This is a genomic window from Nocardia macrotermitis (assembly GCF_009604405.1).
In the GTDB taxonomy this organism is placed as follows: domain Bacteria; phylum Actinomycetota; class Actinomycetes; order Mycobacteriales; family Mycobacteriaceae; genus Nocardia; species Nocardia macrotermitis.
The window spans coordinates 1-19,713 of sequence record NZ_WEGK01000024.1 but is presented as its reverse complement, the minus strand read 5'-3'; the positions used below and the strand labels follow the sequence as shown (position 1 = coordinate 19,713).

15 protein-coding genes are annotated in these 19,713 nt (G+C 68.9%); 1 reads left to right on the top strand and 14 read right to left on the bottom strand.

What is annotated here, in order from left to right:
• Window positions 1–59 precede the first annotated feature (59 nt).
• From NRB20_RS34425 to NRB20_RS34360, 14 genes are all read right to left on the bottom strand, one after another.
• Window positions 60–464 carry a helix-turn-helix domain-containing protein gene (locus NRB20_RS34425; protein ID WP_227834158.1) on the bottom strand — a complete coding sequence of 135 codons (405 nt, stop codon included), beginning with the start codon at window positions 462–464 and terminating at the stop codon, window positions 60–62.
• A complete protein-coding gene (gene eccE, locus NRB20_RS34420; RefSeq protein ID WP_153415602.1) occupies window positions 465–2,204 on the bottom strand; it encodes a type VII secretion protein EccE in 1,740 nt (579 codons plus the stop codon).
• Window positions 2,201–3,553, bottom strand: a complete 1,353-nt coding sequence (mycP, locus tag NRB20_RS34415) for a type VII secretion-associated serine protease mycosin (RefSeq protein WP_153415601.1) — start codon at window positions 3,551–3,553, stop codon at window positions 2,201–2,203. The genes eccE and mycP overlap by 4 nt, the downstream gene beginning before the upstream one ends.
• Complete coding sequence (gene eccD / locus NRB20_RS34410) at window positions 3,553–5,082, bottom strand: type VII secretion integral membrane protein EccD (RefSeq protein WP_153415662.1); 1,530 nt, start codon at window positions 5,080–5,082, stop codon at window positions 3,553–3,555. The genes mycP and eccD overlap by 1 nt, the downstream gene beginning before the upstream one ends.
• A complete protein-coding gene (locus NRB20_RS38675; protein WP_227834157.1) occupies window positions 5,079–6,587 on the bottom strand; it encodes a MinD/ParA family ATP-binding protein in 1,509 nt (502 codons plus the stop codon). The genes eccD and NRB20_RS38675 overlap by 4 nt, the downstream gene beginning before the upstream one ends.
• Before the next feature lie 36 nt (window positions 6,588–6,623).
• Window positions 6,624–7,454 carry an ESX secretion-associated protein EspG gene (locus NRB20_RS34400; protein WP_319945776.1) on the bottom strand — a complete coding sequence of 277 codons (831 nt, stop codon included), beginning with the start codon at window positions 7,452–7,454 and terminating at the stop codon, window positions 6,624–6,626.
• Window positions 7,455–7,480: 26 nt separating this feature from the next.
• On the bottom strand, window positions 7,481–7,795 hold the full coding sequence (locus NRB20_RS34395; RefSeq protein WP_153415600.1) for a WXG100 family type VII secretion target: 315 nt from the start codon (window positions 7,793–7,795) through the stop codon (window positions 7,481–7,483).
• A gap of 51 nt (window positions 7,796–7,846) precedes the next feature.
• On the bottom strand, window positions 7,847–8,221 hold the full coding sequence (locus NRB20_RS34390; RefSeq protein WP_153415599.1) for a hypothetical protein: 375 nt from the start codon (window positions 8,219–8,221) through the stop codon (window positions 7,847–7,849).
• 65 nt (window positions 8,222–8,286) lie between these two features.
• Window positions 8,287–9,540 carry a PPE domain-containing protein gene (locus NRB20_RS34385; protein WP_153415598.1) on the bottom strand — a complete coding sequence of 418 codons (1,254 nt, stop codon included), beginning with the start codon at window positions 9,538–9,540 and terminating at the stop codon, window positions 8,287–8,289.
• Window positions 9,541–9,544: 4 nt separating this feature from the next.
• Window positions 9,545–9,883 carry a hypothetical protein gene (locus tag NRB20_RS34380; protein WP_153415597.1) on the bottom strand — a complete coding sequence of 113 codons (339 nt, stop codon included), beginning with the start codon at window positions 9,881–9,883 and terminating at the stop codon, window positions 9,545–9,547.
• A gap of 106 nt (window positions 9,884–9,989) precedes the next feature.
• Window positions 9,990–13,997: a type VII secretion protein EccCa gene (gene eccCa, locus NRB20_RS34375; protein WP_153415596.1), complete on the bottom strand. Its 4,008-nt coding sequence runs from the start codon at window positions 13,995–13,997 to the stop codon at window positions 9,990–9,992.
• Window positions 13,998–14,001: 4 nt separating this feature from the next.
• Window positions 14,002–15,555, bottom strand: coding sequence for a type VII secretion protein EccB (gene eccB, locus NRB20_RS34370; protein ID WP_319945775.1), 1,554 nt, complete (start codon window positions 15,553–15,555; stop codon window positions 14,002–14,004).
• 4 nt (window positions 15,556–15,559) lie between these two features.
• Window positions 15,560–17,320 (bottom strand): type VII secretion AAA-ATPase EccA, encoded by a 1,761-nt coding sequence (gene eccA, locus NRB20_RS34365; RefSeq protein ID WP_319945774.1) that lies wholly within the window; start codon window positions 17,318–17,320, stop codon window positions 15,560–15,562.
• 413 nt (window positions 17,321–17,733) lie between these two features.
• Window positions 17,734–18,684, bottom strand: a complete 951-nt coding sequence (locus NRB20_RS34360; protein WP_153415594.1) for a C40 family peptidase — start codon at window positions 18,682–18,684, stop codon at window positions 17,734–17,736.
• A gap of 202 nt (window positions 18,685–18,886) precedes the next feature.
• Between NRB20_RS34360 and NRB20_RS34355 the strand changes: the two genes are divergently transcribed.
• Window positions 18,887–19,713, top strand: an 827-nt coding sequence (locus tag NRB20_RS34355) for a hypothetical protein (RefSeq protein WP_194290109.1), incomplete at its 3' end; no start/stop codon positions are given.

Genomic DNA, 19,713 nt, shown 5'->3' with positions numbered 1-19,713 from the left:
CGGGCCCACACCAGGAATGGACGATTGTTCCCGCTGGCGGGAATATCCCGCCGCGACGGTCAGGATTTCCCGCCGCCGGTGACGAAATATTCGGGCGGCACATCGAACACCCGCGCCAGCGCGATAATCAGATCGAGCCGCGGAATCGCCTCGCCGTGCATCAGCCGATACAGCCCCGATTGCGAGACCGGCACATCCGGATAGGCCAGCTCCAAATGTTGTGCCAGCGCGTACAGCGTCAGTGACCTGGTCGTTCCGTCCTCGGTCGAGACGACGGATTCGGAAATCAAATCCGACAACCGGGCGGAGAAAATGACCGCCGCGGCCTGCCTCGGGCTCAGCGCGTCGTCACCGTCCTGCTCCTGGAGCGTCGTGCCCTCGGGAAGAACCGCACCTCCCTGCACATCGACGGCATCCGCCTGAGAATCCATTACCACATTGATAGACATTACCGTTCCCTCCATTCACCGCACTCGAGATTTATCGGGTAGCGGAACCGTTGTGGATACCTCGAGCGCGGCGTCCGGCGGGGACATCGCGGAGGAGGCGGGCGGACCCTCGAAATAGCGGCTCTCGCCACGCGGTTCGATCAGTTCCACCCGCACGGTGCGCATCGGGATACCGACGTCGACCGAGGTCGCGCTGACCTGATCGATCGACAGGTCCGCCGACCGCCGATGCGGTGTACCGGGCTCGCTGATGGTGACCGTGGTGTGCGCCGCGGACACCCGCGGCGGCATCTGATCGAACACCGCGATCGTGGCGGGCGCGCCGTCGTCGGGAGCCGGATCGTTCCCCGTCTCCGCCGGATCGGCCAGCCGCAGCGACATCGGATCCCCGACCACCGACACCAGCTGCGACCAGCGTTGCGGCCGAGCCGAATACACCTCGACATCCGCGCCCACGACCATCGCGCGCAGCACGATCTGCTGGGCCACCGGCAGTTCCGCGTGCACGTCGATGGTGCGGCGCTGCGGGTTGTAGTGCGCCGGATCGAACAGCGGCAGCGCCAACGTGTGCCGAGGTTGTCCGCTGATCGCGCCGAGGATCTGGCCGTTGGGGCCGATGGCGATGGGCAGTTCGGCGAGCAGTTCCGCGGGGGCCAGGTCGTCGCCCGAATCGTCGCCGGGCACGTCGCGGGTGGAGGTCCCGGTCGGCAGCGTCGCCAGCATCGCGACCGACTGGCGGCCACCGAGCGGACGCAGATAACCCGGCGGGGACATCGTCGGCGCGGGCCCGACGCAGCGCACCAGACCGCGCGAACCCAGCGCGCCCCCGGCCAGACTCACCACCAGCGTGGTGCGGCCCCGGTTCCAGGTCCAGCAGTCGTCCAGACCCGCGCCGTCGAGCCTGGTCCAGTCGATCAGATAGCTCGAGACGAACCGGCCCGGCACCGAGGATTCCAGATGTCCCCACCGCTCGCGCAGATCGGTCAGTTCGACTCCGGCGTGCAGCAGTCTGGTCGCCTCGCGCACGGCCTCGGCCGGGAGCGCGTGGGCCGCGGTGCCACGCTCGCGCAGTCGACCGGCGATCCGGTGGGCTGCGGTGGCCAGTGCCCGGGGCCCGGACACCGCGACCGGGCCGCGCCGGGTCAGGGCGTCGAGATTGCGTTCCTGATCGAGCCGGACCACCAGCCAGGTGCGCCGGTCCCCCACCACCGGATGCGGGCCGATCAGCTGGTCGTACAGCATGCTGTAGCTGCTGGCCGACCGGACCCGCTGCGCGGTGGTGACGATGTCGATATCTATTTCCAGGCCGTACTGGTGGAGCATCGGCAGCAGCGCGTCGACCGGCACGGTGTCCTCGGTGTAGAGCGAACTCTCGCTGATCACCGTGGGCAGGTCCAGATTCGGCGCGAGCTGGATCATCGCGACCAGGGTGGCGCCCGCGTCGTGGATACCGCAGACACCGGCCGCGACCGTGACGTCCTGCACCGACAGCGGATCGACGCGATCGCGGGCGCGGGCCGTACGCCCGGTGCGATACCCGGCCCAGTCCAGCAGCCAGCGGGCCGCGGTGCGCCCGTTCACCCGGACGATCACCGTGGTCAGCAGCACCGTGACCACCGTCGGCGCGATCCACCACGGCAGCCGTCCCCAGGCCCCGGCCAGCACGAAACTGCCGCCGACCACCACCGTGGCCACCGGACCGCGCTCGAGCCGGGCGACCCCGAAGATTCCGACGACCCCGACCGCCCCGCTCATCGCCTTCTCCCGAGCGCGGAACCGGCGTAGTTCGCGCCCACGCCCAGCAGTACGGCCAGCAGCACCACGATCGACGCGATCACCGCGGGCCGATAGTCCTTGGGGCGCACCGGTTTCGGCATGGGCAGCGCGGACCAGCGGAACAGCCCGGTCGGCGGCTGCGGCGGCGTGCGATAGCTCAGCGCGGCCAGCGGATCGATGACCCCGGCCCCGACCGAATTGTCGATACCGCGCGCGGGCGCGTGCGCCGAGGCCGTCAACCGCGCGGTGATCTCGCGCGGCGTCTCGTTCGGGAATCGCGAACGCAGCAGCGCCGCAACGCCACTGACGTAGGCCGCGGCGAACGACGCACCGCCGACCGCGACCAGTTTGCCGGGCTCCCCGACGCCGTTGATCAACCGGCCGCCCGGACCCAGCGATTCGATTCCGGTGCCCGGCGCGGCGACCGACACCCACGGCCCGGTCAGCGAATCCTCCATCGGCACACCGTTGGCGGTGGTGAACCCGACGGTCAGCACGTCGGGGGAATACCAGCCCGGCGTCGAGATGGTCTTGACATCGCGCCAGTTCCGGGAGTCGCCGGGACGTCCCGGATCGATGGCCGGATTCTGTTCGCAGCCCGAACTTCCGGTGTTCCCGGCCCCGGCCACGATCAGCGCGCCCCGCACGTGCACCGCGTACGCGACCGCCGCCATCAGCGTCGACTGATCGACGCGCGCGTCGGAGGGCAGGCAGATCGGCAGCGACACCGAGATGACCTTCGCCCCGAGATTCGCCGCGTGCGTGATGGCGCGGGCCAGGGTTCGCACTTGAAGTGTCAGGCGCACGTTCTCGTCGGAGGTCCCGGCCATATCGGTCTCGAACGCGCCGGACTGGGAGCGGATCGAGATGAGCCGGGCGTCCGGCGCGACGCCGGTGAACCCGTCGGCGGAATCGGCTGCGCCACCGATGATTCCGGCGATCAGCGTGCCGTGCGCATCGCAGTCGGACAGGCCGTTGCCGCCCGCCACGAGGTAATCCCCGCCCGCGGTCAGATGCGGCAGCCGCGAACTCGGCGACACCCCGGTGTCGAGCACGGCGACGGTCACACCGGTTCCGGTGCTCAACGCGCGCGCCCGCTTCAGATCCAACGCCTGTTCCGGCGGCGGTACCTGGGACAGATCGCTGTCGCGCAGCACGCCCGCGGCCACACAGCCCTTGTCCTGTTTGGTCGGGATCTCCGGCCCCGGATTTCCGTCGGCGGGCGTCGCCCCGAGCACCACCTCCGGCGGATCCAACGCCTGGGCCGGCGCCGCGACACCGGCCAGCACCAGCGCGACCAGCGCGGCCGCGGGTAGCGCGAGCTTCATCAGATCGCCCGCATCGCCGTGTAGACGCCCATGATCCAGAACGCGATCACGGGGACGAGCAACACCAGCGCGTACTCGATCAGATCGATCACCCGTCGGGTGACCGGCGACAGCCGCTTACTCGGAAGTTTCAGCGCCGCAACACATCCCGCGCAGGACGCGGCGACGACCAACAGCGCGACCAACAGCCGGGCCGCGGCGCTGCCGTAGGCATCGATCAGCACGAAACCCACACCCGTCACGGTGACGACCGCCGCGGTGAGCAGCGAAAGTGCTTGCGCGCGATCGGGATACCAGCGCACCCGCAGCACGAGGATCCCGGCGACGGCGGCGGCCAGCACGATCTCGCGGATACCGCCCGGACTCGCGGCGGCGGTCAGCACACAGGAGACCGCCAGCACCGCCGACATCGCGGCGATCAGGCCGCGCAGGCTGGTCACCGCCAGCCGGGCGCGGCCCTCGATACCGGATTCGCTGTGCTGATACCGGAGTTCGGGATCGTCGGCGGGATCGTCGGGGTCGACCTCGCGGGCCGATTCGGCGTCGAAGATATCGGCCAGGGTGGCGGGCGCGACCTCGTTACCCGGGTCGGGCAGGTCCGGCGGCCGGATCCGGGCGGCCAGTACCGCCAGACGCGGGGCCATGGTGAGGCCGACCAGTCCGACGAAGGCGGCGGCGCCGGAGATCTGCCCCACCGACACGTCGAAATAGGCCAGCGGCAACGCCAGCACGGTCACCATCGCGCCGGTCACCGTCACCGCCATCAGGGTCGCGATGCCCTGTCGGGTCAGCCGCAACATGGTCGCGGCGGCGACCGCGGCCACCACCGCCCCCGCCGCCACATTGGCCGCGGCGAATCCGCCGACATGCCCGTAGGCCGGGGGCACCAGCATCGCGCCACCGGCGAACAGCAGCGGCAACGCGGCCAGCGACAATCCCAGGCAGATCGCGGGCGCGGCGCGGCGGCGTCCGGCCAGCAGCGCCGCACCCCAGCAGATCGCGCCGAGCAGCAGCGCGGGCAGCCCGCACCACAGCAGCGAACCCGCACGCGTCCAGGACACCGACAGCATCGCCGCCGTCGCGATCGACCCCGCGCCCAAGGCGGCGAGTCCGGCGATTCTCGTTGTCGCGGCGTCGAATTCGGCGAATTCGCGTTCGTTGATCTGGGCCAGCGCGTCGGTGATGTCCTCGACCACCGGGGTGAACATCTCCGCCGATTCCACCACCGACAGCATCAGCACCGCGCCGTCCACGATGTCGTGATCGGCGAGGCTGCGCCAGCGGGGCATCGGCGGTTCGCCGGGACGCCCGAGGCTCCACTGGCCGGTCGGCGGGGTGAAGTCGACGGTGTCGTCGTCGATCGAACGGGCCAGCACGGTCAGCAGATCATCGATGAAGGTCTCGATGGTGAACTTGGTCGGCACCACCACGTCGACCTGGTAGGTCGCGACCATGACCGCGACGCGGGCGCGCGCGACCTCCGCGGAGGGTTGCGTCGGAGCCGACGCCGGGGCGAACGCCGTGCTCATCGCCACCCGCCGCGATCGTCCGGGGCGGCCGGATAACTCGGGAAGCCGTCGGCCAGCGCCGCGGCGAGTTCCTCGAACGCCAACGCGGTGTCGGCGTCGAGCAGGCGCAGATCGATCTCGGCCCCCTCGCCCAGGTGCGGGTCGTAGGGCAGGATGCGGGTGGGCCGCTGCGCGGAGGCGAACAGCTTCTCGATATGGCCCACCTCGACGGTCGGCCGGGCCGCCTGATGATGGGTGATCGCGATGATCGATTTCGCGATGAGATGTTGCATCCCTTGGGAATTGAGCCAGTTCAGGGTCGCGACCGCACCCTTGACCCCGCCCACGGTGGCCGGGGTGACCACCAGCACCGCGTCACTGGTCCGCAGCACCGTGTTGGTCACCGAATCCAGTACACCCGTACCACAGTCGACGAGCAACAGGTTGTAGTGCCGCCGCAGGATCTCGACCGCCGCGCTGTACTCCTGCCCCGAGAGCGCCTCGGTGGCCTCGGTATTCCACGGCGACCCGATCACCGCCAGATCGGACTCGTTGACCGAGGTGAACGAGTGCACCGCCGAGAACGCCTCCAGATTCCCGGCCCGCGCGAGGTCCCGCAGGGTCAGGCCGTAGGGATGACGCCGGGTGCGGGTGGGCAGGTCGCCGAAGTCGGGATTCCCGTCGATCGCGACCACCCGGTCCGGGCGCAGATCGGCGAAGGTCGAACCCAGCGCGGCGGTGACGGTGGTGCGGCCGACGCCGCCCTTCACGCTGATCACCGCGATCTGATAGGTCGAGGTCAGCTGACGACGGATGCGGCCGCGACGCTCCTCGGTGCGCTGCTCGGCCGGGGACAACCCCAAATTGAAGCCGACCTTGTTCAACGCGCCGCGCATACCGCTCTGCGACTTCAACTGCGCGCGGCGGGCGGCGGCGATATCGGCGAGCAGATCGGCGGAGGTCAGCGCGGCGGGCATCACCTCGATGCGGCCGGAGGCGTCCCGGGCGGTGCGCTCGGGCGGACGGGTCGCGGGCAGGGACGTGGTGGGTTGCGCCGCGGGCCGGGCGGTCTCGGCGGAATCCGCGGATTGCCATGGCCTGCTGACGTTCTCGGCCGCGACACCGTAGTGCGCGCCGGTGTTCTGATAGCTCACGGTCGGTTCGGCCGCCGGTGGCGTGCTGCTCGTCGCCGGGGGAACACTCGCCGATTCCGGCCCGGTCCAGGCACGGCCGGTGGCATCGGCCGACGCCGCCGGGAACGCCTGCCCCGGCGCGGCGGTCACCGCTCCGGAGCCCTCGGCGCGCGCGGGCGGTTCCGGCGCGCGCGGCGGGGTGGGCGCCTCGGGGCGGCCGGTGGAGAAATGCGGCGCGCCACCGGTCGACGCGGCCTCCGGCAGCGGGGCGCTCGGCCCTTCGATCACACCCGATCCCGTCTGTTCGGGGATCGGCGCGAAGAAGGCGTCGTATCCGCCCCGGGCCCGGACGGACTCGGTCGCGTGACCGTTCGTACTCGGTGCTCCGTTCATTTCCCTCATCCTCTCGAAAAGCCCAGCGGGACAACCTCAGCCGCTTCTGCTGGTGTCGAACCAGCTGCGGCCGGGCAGTAACTCGACCAGGGCCCTGACTCCCGCGTGCAGGGCCGCGTCGTCCCCCGGCGCGTAGTTCACCCACGCCTGCCCGTCCATCGCCACACTCGGCGAGGCGACGAATCGGCCGGACGGGGTGTCGAACACGCTCATACACACCTCGGGCTGCGCGGCGCTGCCGTCGTGATGCTCGACCATCACCACTTCCGCCCGCCGCCACACCTCGCCGAAGACCCGGCCCAGCACCCCGGCGGTGTGCGGCGTCGCGCCCAGTTCCAGCAGTCCGCGACGTTGCTCGGACGGTTCGGACAGCACCTCGCCGAGTTGGTCGGCCGGTGCGGTCAGCGGTTCGAAACGCAGCGCCGGACCGGGGCCCAGGGCCGTGGTCAGCGCGGCGGTCACCGTGTCGAGCTGGCGGTCCGGCCGGAACACCGGCTGGATGACGACGTGGTCGTCGCAGCGGATCGCGAGGACGTGGCTGTCACCGGTACGCACCAGCGACAGCCGCAGCACATCCCCCGGCTCGCCGTCCGGCTCGAATGCCATGATCCGGGCCGCCAATTCCACATCCGGCCGGTACAGGCACCGCACCCAGTGCTCGACCAGCGGATGAACGGTGCCGTCGCGGAGCACGCCCACCTCGGTGAGTTGCTCCGCGACGACCTCGTGCACCCGATCCCGGTCCGCGAGCCGAAAGATGTTCGGCAGCAACGCCAGTACCGGCGGATAGGAATCGATGCCGACCAGATGTTTCAGCAGCAGCGCCGCATCGACGTTCAGGTCGACGGCGATCGGATCCTCGTCCACTCCTTCGCTGATCCCCGGCGCGGCCGTCAGATCTGGCCGAGGTTGAAGGTGGCGCTGACGCCGTGGTCGGTCTCCCGGATGATCTCGACCGCCTGCTGCACCTTCTTGTTCAGGTTCTGCAGGTTGGTCTCGTAGTCGTTGATCAGCTTCTGCAGGTTGGTCAGAATCGTCTGGGCGGCATCGCCACCCTGACCCTTGAACCCGTCCTGCAACGCGGTCCACATCTTGCCGAGGTCACCGTTGGTGGTGTTCATACCGCCGACGATGCCCGACGTTTCGACCGCGGCGTGTTCGACCAGTGCGTAATTGGCACTGATCACACCCGTCTGTGCTCCAGCCATCTGGTATCGGTCCTTCCGATGGAAAATAGTGGGGTGGTGATCGGCGAGCGATCAGAAATTCGTGCTCACCTTCGAGAAATTGGTGTTCTCGGAGGTGTACTGACCGGCGTCGTCGGCCGCCGCGGCGGCCTGACCGACCAGGTCGGCCGAATGCTGCGCGGCCTCACTGAATTTCACGTGCGCGGCCCGCAGCGGGTCGAGAATTCCGTTCTCCAGGTAATTGGCCAGTTTCTGGGCCGAGGAGATCGCATTCTGGATGGCGGTGTCGGTGGCAGCGCCGGTCTGCCCGCCGAGTGCCTGATTCCAGGTGGTCTGGTTGGTCTGCAATTTACTGATGTGGCCCATCAGTTCACCGTGGCACGTCGCGGTCTGCTTGGCACCGTTGATCAGATGGTCGGGTGTGGTGAGAGTAAGCGCCCCTGCCATTTCCTCATTCCTTTCGCGGATTTCTTGTCAACCCCGGCTGGATCACCGCGGAAGTCTGGTGGATTTCATTCGTGGTATTCGTCGTGGTGGTCGTCGTCGCGATATTCGATGACGCCGACCAGCGGCACCGATTCCAGGACCGGCACCTCCTGCTCCTCCCCGGGCGTGATCACCCGGGACGCCCGCGTTTCCTCTTCGTCCCGGCGACGCCGCCGCATCCGCGCCTCGGGTGCGGTCGCGCCGCGCGGCGCCAGCGGCCGACTCACCGGTGTCTCGGCCTCGGCCAGCGACGCTCCGAAGGCCCGTCCGCCGGACTTCCAGTTGGCAGGCATCCGGTATCCGGTCGAGGCCCCGGCCAGCGAACCCAGTCCGCCGCGCGTCATCCCGAGGGCGACGCTGCTGCCGACGCCGCCGTGCAGCGCGGACAGCGTGGGTGAGGTGCGGGTCGTGCCGTGCAGGCCCGAGTGGTTCGCCGAGTTGCCGTCGTATCCGTTCGTCGAATCGGTGTACCGGCTCGGATCGACCGGGGAGTTCGTCGGCTGCGAGGTGTCGGTCGGGGACGAGGGGTCGTTGGTGAGGTTGTTCGGGTCCGTCGCCTCGGTGTTGGTGGGAGTGCTGGTCGTGGACTCGTGGGTGCTGCTGGAACCGTCGCCGAGAGTGCGCAGCGACGACGAGCCCGGGGTGACCGACCGCAGCGAGCGCGTCACCACATCCCCGACGGTCGAGGAGTTCAGGTATTCGACGGTCGTCATGGAGGTCAGCTCGGGCCCGGCCGGATTGGTGACGACCGGCTGCCCGACCACGGGCGTCGGCAGACCGGCCAGCACCGGCTCGAGCGCCCCGGCGTAGCCGACCATGACGCCCACGGCCGCGGCGAGGATCGCGATGCTCTCGGTCTCCATCAACAGCAGCAGCGGCGCGGTCGGAATGCCGGAACATCCGGCCAGCGCCACCGCCGTCTGCCTGGCCTCGAATTCGATGAGTTCGGCCTGCACGACCGCCATCGCCTGGCACGCCGCGTCGTACGTGACCTCGGCCTGTATCAGCAGCGACGAGGTCGTCAGCGCGACGTCGGCCTGCTCACGCAACGTGTTCGCGTTGATCCGGAAGGCCGTCTGCGCGGTGTCGGAGGACGGTCCGCGCCAGGTCTCCCCCATCTGGGTCATCGAGCCGTCGGTTCCGGCCGCGGCGGCGTGCAATTGCGCCGCGATCGCCGCATAGGCCTCGGCCGTCGCGTGGATCGATGCGGTTCCCGGCCCGATCAGCAACTGCCCGATAATCGCCTGCGCGGTAATCGCGAAGAAATCGAAGGGCAGCATGGGATCAGCGTCCGCAGATGGGCGTTATCGGATCCGAGAAATTCGACGACGCCGTGACCGTGGCGCCGCCGAACAGATCGGTGACGATGTAATCCATCGCGATAACCGGTAGTACCGCGGAGGCTTCCACACCGCAGCCGACCATCTCCAGCGCGCTGGGAAAGAAGGCCATCGCGTGCGTGAAGGTCGCCAGCGGTATCTGCGCGCTCACCACGTCCGATCCGGGAGGCGCCGCAACGGAGATCGGCGCGCCCGCGGCAATGGTTTGCATGGCGGTGGTCTGGACCGCGCCCAGTTGCCCACTGATGACCGGGAGATGTTCCGGAGTGATCTCGAGAGACATGGAATTCTCCTAACAACGGCTGCCGACTCGGGAGGAGTCGTACATCAAGAAAGTTAAGGCATTCCCAACCTTGGGGATATCGCGCAAATGGCTTCCCACCTGCGGTTCAACCCTCCGGCGGGGTCCAGGCGGCCTGGACCAGATCCTTGCGCGAACGCAGCGGTTCGACCAGGATTCCGCGGCCCACGGGCTGTTTGGTCGCCTTCACATCGCCCAGCAGCACACCGTCCAGTCGCGACCCGTCCATGACCAGGCCCGACGAGTTCAGGTTCTTCATCTGGCCCATCACGTTGTCGTAGAGGGCCATGTCGGCCTGCGCGATATTGCGGGCGGTGATCAGGTGCAGACCGGTGTCGCGGCCGTCGACGATGATGTCCTTCAACGGGTCCAGCGGATTCATCTGCCCGCGCTGCGCGACCATGTGGTAGTCGTCGATGACCACGAAGATCTCCGGCCCGGTCCACCAGGACCGTTCCTTGAGTTGCTGGGCGGTGACGTTGTCGGGCGGGCGGCGGGTGCGCATCTTCGCGGCGAACGGCGGCAGCCCCTCGATCAGGTCGCGTTCACCGTTCAGGTAGCCGATCAGATACTCCTGCGGCACCGCGTCCATGTGCTGACGGCGGTAGTCGATCAGCAGCACCCGCGCCTGATCCGGGGTGAACTGCCGGGTGATGGATTCCAGGAACGCGGCCAGCACGGTCGACTTACCGCAACTCGGCGAGCCGACCACGATGAAGTGCGGCGACATCCCGAAATCGACCGTCGCGGCGCTCAGATCGGACTCCCGCAGCCCGAACGGGATGACCAGACGCTGTGCGAGCGTGGTGGGTTCGGGCCGGCCCGCGCGGACCTCGTCCAGGCCGATCGCGGTCGGCAGCAGCCTGACCTCCGGGGCCCGCCGCCCCGGATAACGCTCGTTCAGATGCTGGATCGCGGCCGCCAACCCGGCCGCCGCGGAGTCGGCATCGCCTACGCCGTCGATGCGCGGCAGCGCGGTCATCATGTGCAGCGCCTCGTTGGAGATGCAGCGTCCGGGCCGGTCCGGCGGAATGGCCGCGACGATCGCCCGGTGCGGGCCGAAGACGGTGTCGGTCAGATCGCCGAGCCGCATCTCCAGCCGGGTCTGCAACAGATCCTTGACCGCCGGGCGGATCGCGGCCCAGCGAGAACTGCTGACCAGCAGGTGAATTCCGTAGTTGAGGCCCTGCAGCGCGAGCAGTTCCATGACGGGCTGGTACTCCTCGTAGTACGGCCCGTTGGGTGAGAAGCCGATGTCCCAGCCGTCGATGGCGAAGAAGACGTCACCGTGGATGTCCCCGCGCGCGGTGATCTCGGCCGAGTCCCCCGGCGACGCGCGCCGCCGCCGGAATTCGCGCATGGAGTCGATGCCCAGATCCGCGAACATCGCCTGGCGGCTCGCCAGCAGGTTCGTGATCAGCGCGAACGTCCGGCGGATCCGGTCGCCGTCGCGGGCGGCGGCGACCACGCCGACGTGCGGCAGATTCCGCAGCCCCGACAACCCGCCGGCGAAATCGAGACAGTAGAACTGCACCTGTTCCGGGGTGTGGGTGAGCGCGGCGGACAGGATGAGCGTCTGCATCGCCGTCGACTTGCCGGACTGCGGGCCGCCCACGATCGCCGCGTGCCCGCCCGCCGCGGACAGATCCACCGACCACACGTCCTGACGCTGCTGGCGCGGCTGGTCCATGATCGCCAGCGGTATCCGCAACGACCCGGCCTGCACGCCGCCGACCAGCCGTTCCAGCGTGGACGGCACGCCCAGGGGCGGCAGCCACATCTTGTGCGCCGGACGACCGTGCCCGGCCAGCTGCTGCAACACCGTCTCCATCACCGTCACCGGTTCGGTCTCGGGCGTCTCGGGCACGATCGGTTCGGGCCGCGCGATCGGTTCGGGCCGGGCGTTCGCGATGTGCGCGGCGGTGAACCGCTGCGGCGGCCGGTAGCCGCCGCCGACGCGGCGGGCGCGTTGCGCGCTGGCCGCGGACGCCTGCGCCGGCGCGGTGTATCCGGACCCGACGTACGCGGCCTGGAAACGTTGCAGATCCCCCGCGCCCGCGCGCAGATATCCCGAACCCGGTTTCTTGGGCAGGTGGTAGGCGTCGGCGGTGCCGATCGCGTCGCGCGAATCGGCGGTCTGGTTGGTGCGCAACGCAACTCGATACGACAGGTGGGCCTCGAGCTCACCCATCCGGTTGGCGGGCACCTTCTGCGAGGACAGCAGCAGGTGGATGCGCAGCGACCGGCCCAGCCGCCCGATCGCGACGAACAGTTTCGAGAACGTCGGATGCTGTTCGAGCAGTTCGGCGAACTCGTCGAGGATGATCAGCAGGGTCGGCAACGGCGGCAGTTGCGCGCCCTGTTCGCGGGCCCGCTCGTAGTCCGCGACGCTCGCGAAATTGCCCGCGTCGCGCAGAATCCGTTGGCGGCGCGCCATTTCGCCGTTGATCACGTCTTCCATACGGGTGACGAGATCGGCCTCCTCCTCCATATTGGTGACCACGGCGGTGACGTGGTGCAACCGGTCGAAGCCGAGGAAGGTCGCGCCGCCCTTGAAGTCGACCAGCAGCAGGTTCAGCACGTCCGGCGAATGCGTCGCGACGGCCGAAAGTACCAGTGTGCGAAGGAATTCCGACTTGCCCGAACCGGTCGCGCCGATGCACATGCCGTGCGGGCCCATGCCCTCCTCGGCCGATTCCTTGATGTCCAGGTGGACGACCTGTCCCGTGGGATCGTGCCCGAACGGGATGGTCAGGCGCGCGCGGTCGCTGTCGCGCCGCCGCGGCCACTGCCGTTCGGTGCGGATGCTGCCGGGATCGGGGATGCCGACCAGGTCCTCCCACGAGGTGCCGCCACTGGCCTGTTCCGCGGCCACGGCCTCGACCACCGTGGACAGGCGGTACGGGGAGATGCTGCGAGCCAGCGCGGTCATCCCGGTCACCGACATGGTGTCGGCGGTGCCGACCCGGCGCGGGCCCCGCGAGGTCACCTCGTGCAGGCGCAGATCCTCGGCGACCTCGAACGTCATCGCGCGGGGCAGATTCTGTTCCACACTGCCCAGGCGGATCCAGGTGCAGCCGTCGATACCGGAGATGTCCCGTTCGGTGACCGCGCCACCGACGTCGACCAGCAGCAGGAAGTGGGTGCGGTCCAGGGTGGGCTGGGTGTTGGCCGAGAACGGGCCGCGATTGAGTCCGGCCAGCACCTTCGAGCGCAGTTCGGCGACGCTGCGGTAGACCATCCGGCTCGACCCGATCGCGTCGGTGTCACTCGGATGCTGGGTGTGCGGAAGCCATTTCAGCCACGCCCATTCCGGCGCGTCGGGGCTGGACAGCACCGCGGCCACCGCCACCTGATCCGGCCCGTGCAGCACCGCGACCTCGGCGATGATCGCACGCACCAGACCCGCCGCAGCGGCCGCGTCGCCTTCGAAACCGACCTGCGGTGACGACAGCAGATTGATCGCCACGGGCATCCCGCCCACGGTCGAATACGCCTTCGCGAAGCGCGTCACCTCGACCACGCCGACCGGATCCAGATCGGAGGTCGGCGCGGCCTCGGGCACGATCACCCGCACCTGGTTCGCGATCCGGCCCCGGCCCACCCGCACCCGCAGGAACTGCGGGCTCGCGACCTGCACCTCCCACATCCGGGTGCCGCCGACCAGCCGCGACACCTCGGCCGGGCCGGGATGGGTGTACCGCAGGAACGTGTACAGCTCGGCCTCGGCCGCGTGCACCGTGCGGCGATTGTCCGCGATCGACCGCAGATAGTCCTTGCGTTCCTCGTTGAGCCCGGCCGCACCCGCCGGGCCGTTCCCGCCGAGCGCGCCGCCCATCATCCCGAACATGGACACCAGCATCATGGCCGGGAACATCAGCGAGGTCGGTGACATGGCGCCGCCGCCGCGGAACATCATCACCATCATTCCGCCCATGCCGGCCATCATCACGACGGGCATGATCATCCGCAGTCGGGACGCCGGGACCGGCCTGGGCAGTTCGGTGGGCGGTTGCAGGCGCAGTTCGGTGACCGCGGGCGCCTTGGGCCCGCGCACCGCACGGGCCGGACGCACGAAACGTCGGGTGGCGGTCATGCGGTCAGCCTCCGTTCTGGGTGGGCAGCCCGATGGCGGCCTTGTCGACCGTGACGCCGTCGTGCTGGATGCGCGCGTCCTTCTGGGACAGCGCGGGCCCGACCGCGAACAGCGACACGATGCTCCACGGCGCTGGTATCGGCGAACGCAGGCCGAGCGCGGACAGGGTCTGATCGCTGTTGCTGGCGGGCGGGACGTCCAGGCCGTAGCGCACGCCGCTGTCGGAGATCCAGAACAGGCCCTCGTGCAGCGGTGAGCCAGGATTGGTGCCGGTCACCTGGACGAACCGGCCGACGGTCGCGTCCACGAACGCCGCGTCGGCGGTGCCGCCGTGCGAGACCGGTCCGGTCACCAGACTCACTGCGCGACTTCGCTTTTCGGGCGAGAGCGGCAGTTGCCGACCGACGATCAGTTCGGTCGCCGCGTTCGGATCGCCGTTACCGCGCGACCAGTGGTAGCAGGTCACCGTCGAGCGCGGATCCACGATCGTGACCGGACGGGACGGGAAGGTGTCGGTGCCCGGCCAGGCACCGGGACGCAGATTCGCCGCGACCACGTCGGGTCCGACCGACATGGTGGTCACCGTGCCGTGCGAGTCCGCGTTGCGGATCATCGACGCCAGCACCGCGCTGATCCGCACCAATCCGGTCTGCGAGGCCAGATAGTAGGACGCGCCGCGATCGGGTGTGGACATGGTCAGCACCGAACCGACCGCGATGGTCAGGCCCGAACTGAGCGTGGCGACGGTGCCCGCGCCGGGAACGTCGGGCACGCGCAGCGGCGGCACCTCGGCGATCGCGTCGACCAGGCCCTGCGACGCGGTGATCACCGGCACGGTCGGATCGATCCCCAGGGCCAGCGTCACCGCCGAATCGCCGAGATCGATCGCCGCCCGCACCACGCCCTTGTCCCGGTCGTCGTAGACCAGCCAGGTGGTGGAACCGTTGCGCAGCAGCCGGGCCGCGCCGTCGGGGAGGGTGCGCGCGGTGGCGCCGTCGACGGTGAGCGCGCCGGAGATGACGGTGGTCTGCATGGGCGACCACGCGGTGGTCGGCAGTCCGGTGGACGGATCGATCGGCGCGGCGGCCCCGATCCGCGCGGTATCGCAGACCGCCCAGGACGAATCCCGGCTCCCGTCGTCGATGATGGTGCCGGGCGCGCCGGGAATACCCACCCACGGCCCGCGCGGATATTTCGCGATCTCCTCGCTGGAGACCGGCGTCGGATTCTCCGCGGCGCCGGTGATCAGCCGGGCCGAGGTCAGGTTCAGCGCGGGATACAACCGCCCGTCCAACCGCACGTACAGCGCGCCGGAATCCTTGTCCGACACGATGTTCGCCTCGGCGACCTGTTTCGCCGGTTTGAAGAACGCCAGCACCGCCGCGCCCGCGACGAACACGCACGCCAGCGCGATCCCGATCGACAACGCCGTGGACCGCCCGCGCTGCGGATCGTCGACCATGGACGCGTCGCGGCGCACCAGGGCGTGCTCGATCCGATGCAGCAGGAACCGCCACCCCGAAATCTGGTGTTTGGTCACCACCCGGAAGCGTGCCACCGGGTCAGCTCGTGGTGGTCGGCGCCAAACCAGCCAGCGCGGCGGTGATGTCGGCCGCGTCGATCGTCATCAGTTCCTCGTCGGTGAGCGCGGCCACGTTGACGTTGTCCTTGGTGAAGCGATAGTCGCGTTCGGCTTCGGCGGCCTCCACCACGTTGCGCACGAATCGGCCGTTACCCGCGAGGTCGATCAGGCGCCGACCGTTCCGGGATTCGGTGGCCAGCTCCACGCAGCGTTCGCGCAGCACCTCCCGCGCCTGCGTGGAGAGCATCGAATCCTTTTTGCGCGCAATGACATCCGCGATCTGCACGAGTTCGTCGGCGCCGTAGCTGGAGAACTTGATGTGCTTGGTGAACCGGGATTCCAGCCCGTCGTTGGACGCCAGGAACCGGCTGATCTGATCCTCGTATCCGGCGATCACCACGACCAGTTTGTCGCGGTCGTTCTCCATCCGGGCCAGCAGCGTGTCGACGGCCTCCTTACCGAAGGCGTCACCGCCGGACAGGCCCTCCTGGATCAGGGTGTACGCCTCGTCGATGAACAGCACACCGCCCAGCGCCGAATCGATCAGCGCGTTGGTCTTGGGCGCGGTGTGGCCCAGGTGGGTGCCGACCATGTCGTTGCGGGAGACCTCGATGACCTCGGAGTTCTGCACGACGCCGAGCCCGGCCAGGATTTTGGCGATGACGCGGGCGATGGTGGTCTTACCGGTGCCGGGCGGGCCGGAGAAGATCATGTGCTGGGATTTGGATTCCACGGCGAGACCGCGCTGGGCCCGGACCTGATCCATCACGATGATCGATTTCGTGCGGTCGATCTGTTCCTTCACCGAGTCCATACCGATCTGCGCCATCAGCAGTTCCGAGGCTTCGGCCAGCAGGGATTCGCGTTCCTCGCGGGCCGCGGACGCGGCGGCCTCGCGCGGATCCGCACCCGAGGTCGGATCCCACTGGTCGGTGCGGGAGGCCAGCAGGTCCGGCGTGGTGACCTCGAGTTTGAAGGTCTTGTCGCGGACCGCGCGCTGCCATTCCTCGCGTTCGGACCACAGGCCCGAACCCTGCAATCCGCCCAGGATCCGGTCGGCGGTCTCGTGATCGCCGTTCTGCCGGTGCAACATGCCGAGCAGATAGTGCGCGTCGGCCCAGATGTAGGACAGGTTGCCCGAGGAGCTGTCCTCGACGATGCGCTGCGCCCGGGGCATCGCCTCGCCGAATCGGCCCAGGTGGGCGAGCGAGGTGGCGGCCATCAACTCCGCGCCGATGTCCAGCAGACCGTCCTCGAGGATGGGTTTGGTCTTGCGGATGTCGATCACGTCCGGCCAGCGGTTCGTGCGGAAGTACAGGGACATGCGGACGAAATCGGAGACGTCGTCGCTGGGCACCTGGTCGAGGATCGCGGTGGCCTCCTGCCATTCGCCGCCCTCGGCGTAGGAGCACGCCTGCGCGATCGCGATCTGGTCGCGGTCGGCCATCGCGACGCGCAATCCGTAGACGCCGATCTCGACCTGACACCAGAGTGCGCGGTCGGCCAGACCGGCGCGCTGCTGATCCCGGTAGAGGTTGTGCGCGGAGCGGTAGGCCCCGTAGATCACCTCGGAGGTGACCTCACCGGCCATCGCGCGGCCCAGCCAGGCATCGCACATGTCCGGATCCAGATCGGTGGCGGCGCTGAACGCCGCCAACGCATGCTGTTCGTTGCGTATACCCCCGGCGACCAATCCCAACGATTGGACACCCGTGTAGAACGCGTCCTCGGCCGCAGACACCTGGATCTCCCTTTCGCCGCTCTCGCCTGCCCGAACGATAGACACTCGGCGGCGGGAGGCAGGCGCTCGCGATTCCCATTCCTGGGAAGAGCGCGACTGCCGCCGACGACGGCCACGAGCTGGCTTTTCGACTTTATTTATCGTCTCACTATTGATCGTGCCGTCATTTAACGGTACATTGGTCCTCGGGTCGACAGTCCCTCATCCTGGAGACCCGAACCTTGGGACAGTGCCCGGCGATCGCGATCCGATCGCCGGGTGCCACGGGAGATTCCACTCCCGGCCCGAGTCGCCGGCCCCCTCATCCGACGACTCCTCCCACCGGCGGCGGCGGTGAGTCCGGACAGCTCACCGCCGTTCCGTCGTATTGATTGCGCTCTGTCTGCACGAGTGACGCGTCGTCCCCGGGCGGCTCACATCACCCGGACGACTACGGCCCGGGGTGGCATCGCCGATACCTGGACCGTCGCGCCCGAGTGCGGGGCCTCGATGACCAGGCCGTTACCGGCCGCCAGTTGGACGTGTTCGGGTCCGCGCTCGCTGAACGAACTCGCCGGGAACACCAGGTCGCCCGGCCGTACGTCCTGCGGCGACACCCGTACGCCGCTGTAGATCTGTTCATAAGTGGTGCGCGGCAATACAACTCGGCCGTCGGTGGCCTGCGCGATCGCGTACTGGGTGAGTCCGGAGCAGTCGAAACCGCCGCCGCTCGGCCCGCCCGCGCCGCCACCGCCCCAGATGTACGGCGTCCCGATCCAGCAGCTGGCCGCGCTGACCGCCTTGCCGCCCGCGGTGCCGTCCGAGGCCACCGGGCGGCGCGGCCGGTATCCGGATCGTCCGGCCGAACGCACCCGTGAGCGGCGACGGCGGCGGTTCGGCAGCGCGGTGCGCCGGGACGACACCGGTTTGATCACCGGCGGACCGATCTGGGCCGCGTGCCGGCGCGCGGCCGCGACGTCGGCGTCGACCTGTTTCGTCGCATCGGTGATGGTGGCGTGCGCGACGGACAGCAGCGCGGACCGGCTGAACCGGGTGTCGCCGACCGCGGCGATCGCCTGGATCCGGGCGCGCAGATCGGCGATCTGATTGGTCAGTTGATTGCGGCCGTGCACGGTACCGTCACCGGATGCCGCGACGGTGGTGCCGACCGCCGAATCCTTTCCGGCGTGCGCCTCCGACACCGACGACTGCATGCTGTGGGTATCGGCGTAATTGGTGATCACGGCGCCTCTGTGTGCGTCCAGACCCGCCACAACCGCCTTGACCGCCGCCGGAGTATTTCCCGCGACCGGCTGACCGGTGCCGTAGAGTCCGAGCAGCGAACGCATCACCGCGTCCACACTGTCGGTCAATTGCGGCGACATTCGGCCGACTCCCCAGCGCTCATCGGTGACCGCCTCTCGAATCGGGCCGCCGTTCACGAACCCACGGATGTTCCCCCGTTCCACTGTCCCGGGGTTGTCGACGACTATGCGACACCGCGGTCCGGGACGCGAAACAACTCCGCTTCCCATTCCGGGGAAGGCCGGACAATGAGGGAGATCCGGAGGGAGGCAGTGCGAGCGCATGGCCCACAATATGGAAGGCAAGGTCGGCCACTATTGGACCGTGCCGCCGCTGACGGTTCCGCCCGGCGCCTCGACCGCCCTGAAAACCTTCCTGCTGATGGCGCACGAGGCCATTCAGACCGCAGTGGATCTACTCGGCCGCGATATGCCCGAACTGCCGCCGTCGGTGGACTCGCTGATGCAACCGGTGGTGTACACCGACCTCGGCAAGGGTGAGGGCACCACCTCCTACAAACAGGCCCTGACCAAGGTGCAGAACGCCCGCACCTCCCTGCTGGAATACGACCACAAGGTCGCGGCGACGGTACTCGACGTCGCGGACGGCCACAGCGAAACCCTCGCCGAGATCAAGGACATCGTCGAAAAGCTCAACACCGCACTGGCTTCCGTCCCCGCGGGCGCGCTGAAAGGCCACGAACCCACGGTGATGAAGTACGTCGCCAGTGGCGTCGACGCGGTCTACAAGAAGGTCGAAGCCGTCTACGCTTACAACGAGAACCTGGCCGGCGGCTCCTCCGGAAACGGCTCCGACAACGGCGCCTCCGGCAGCGGCTCCGGCTCCGGCAGCTCATCGGGCAGCACCTCCACCACCGGCACCTCCAGCGGCGACGGCCTCAGCGGCCTCCTCTCCGCCGTAGCCCCCCTGGCCATGATGATCCCCGTCGGCCTGATGGCACTGGCCCCCACGGTGATGCAGATGATGCAGCAGAACCAGGAAAAAGAAAAAGAAGAAAAGGAAAAGGCCGCCCAAGCCGCCCAGAACGGCACCGGCCAACCCGCCCCCACCCAACAGAACCCCGCCACCCCCGCCACCGCCCCGACCGG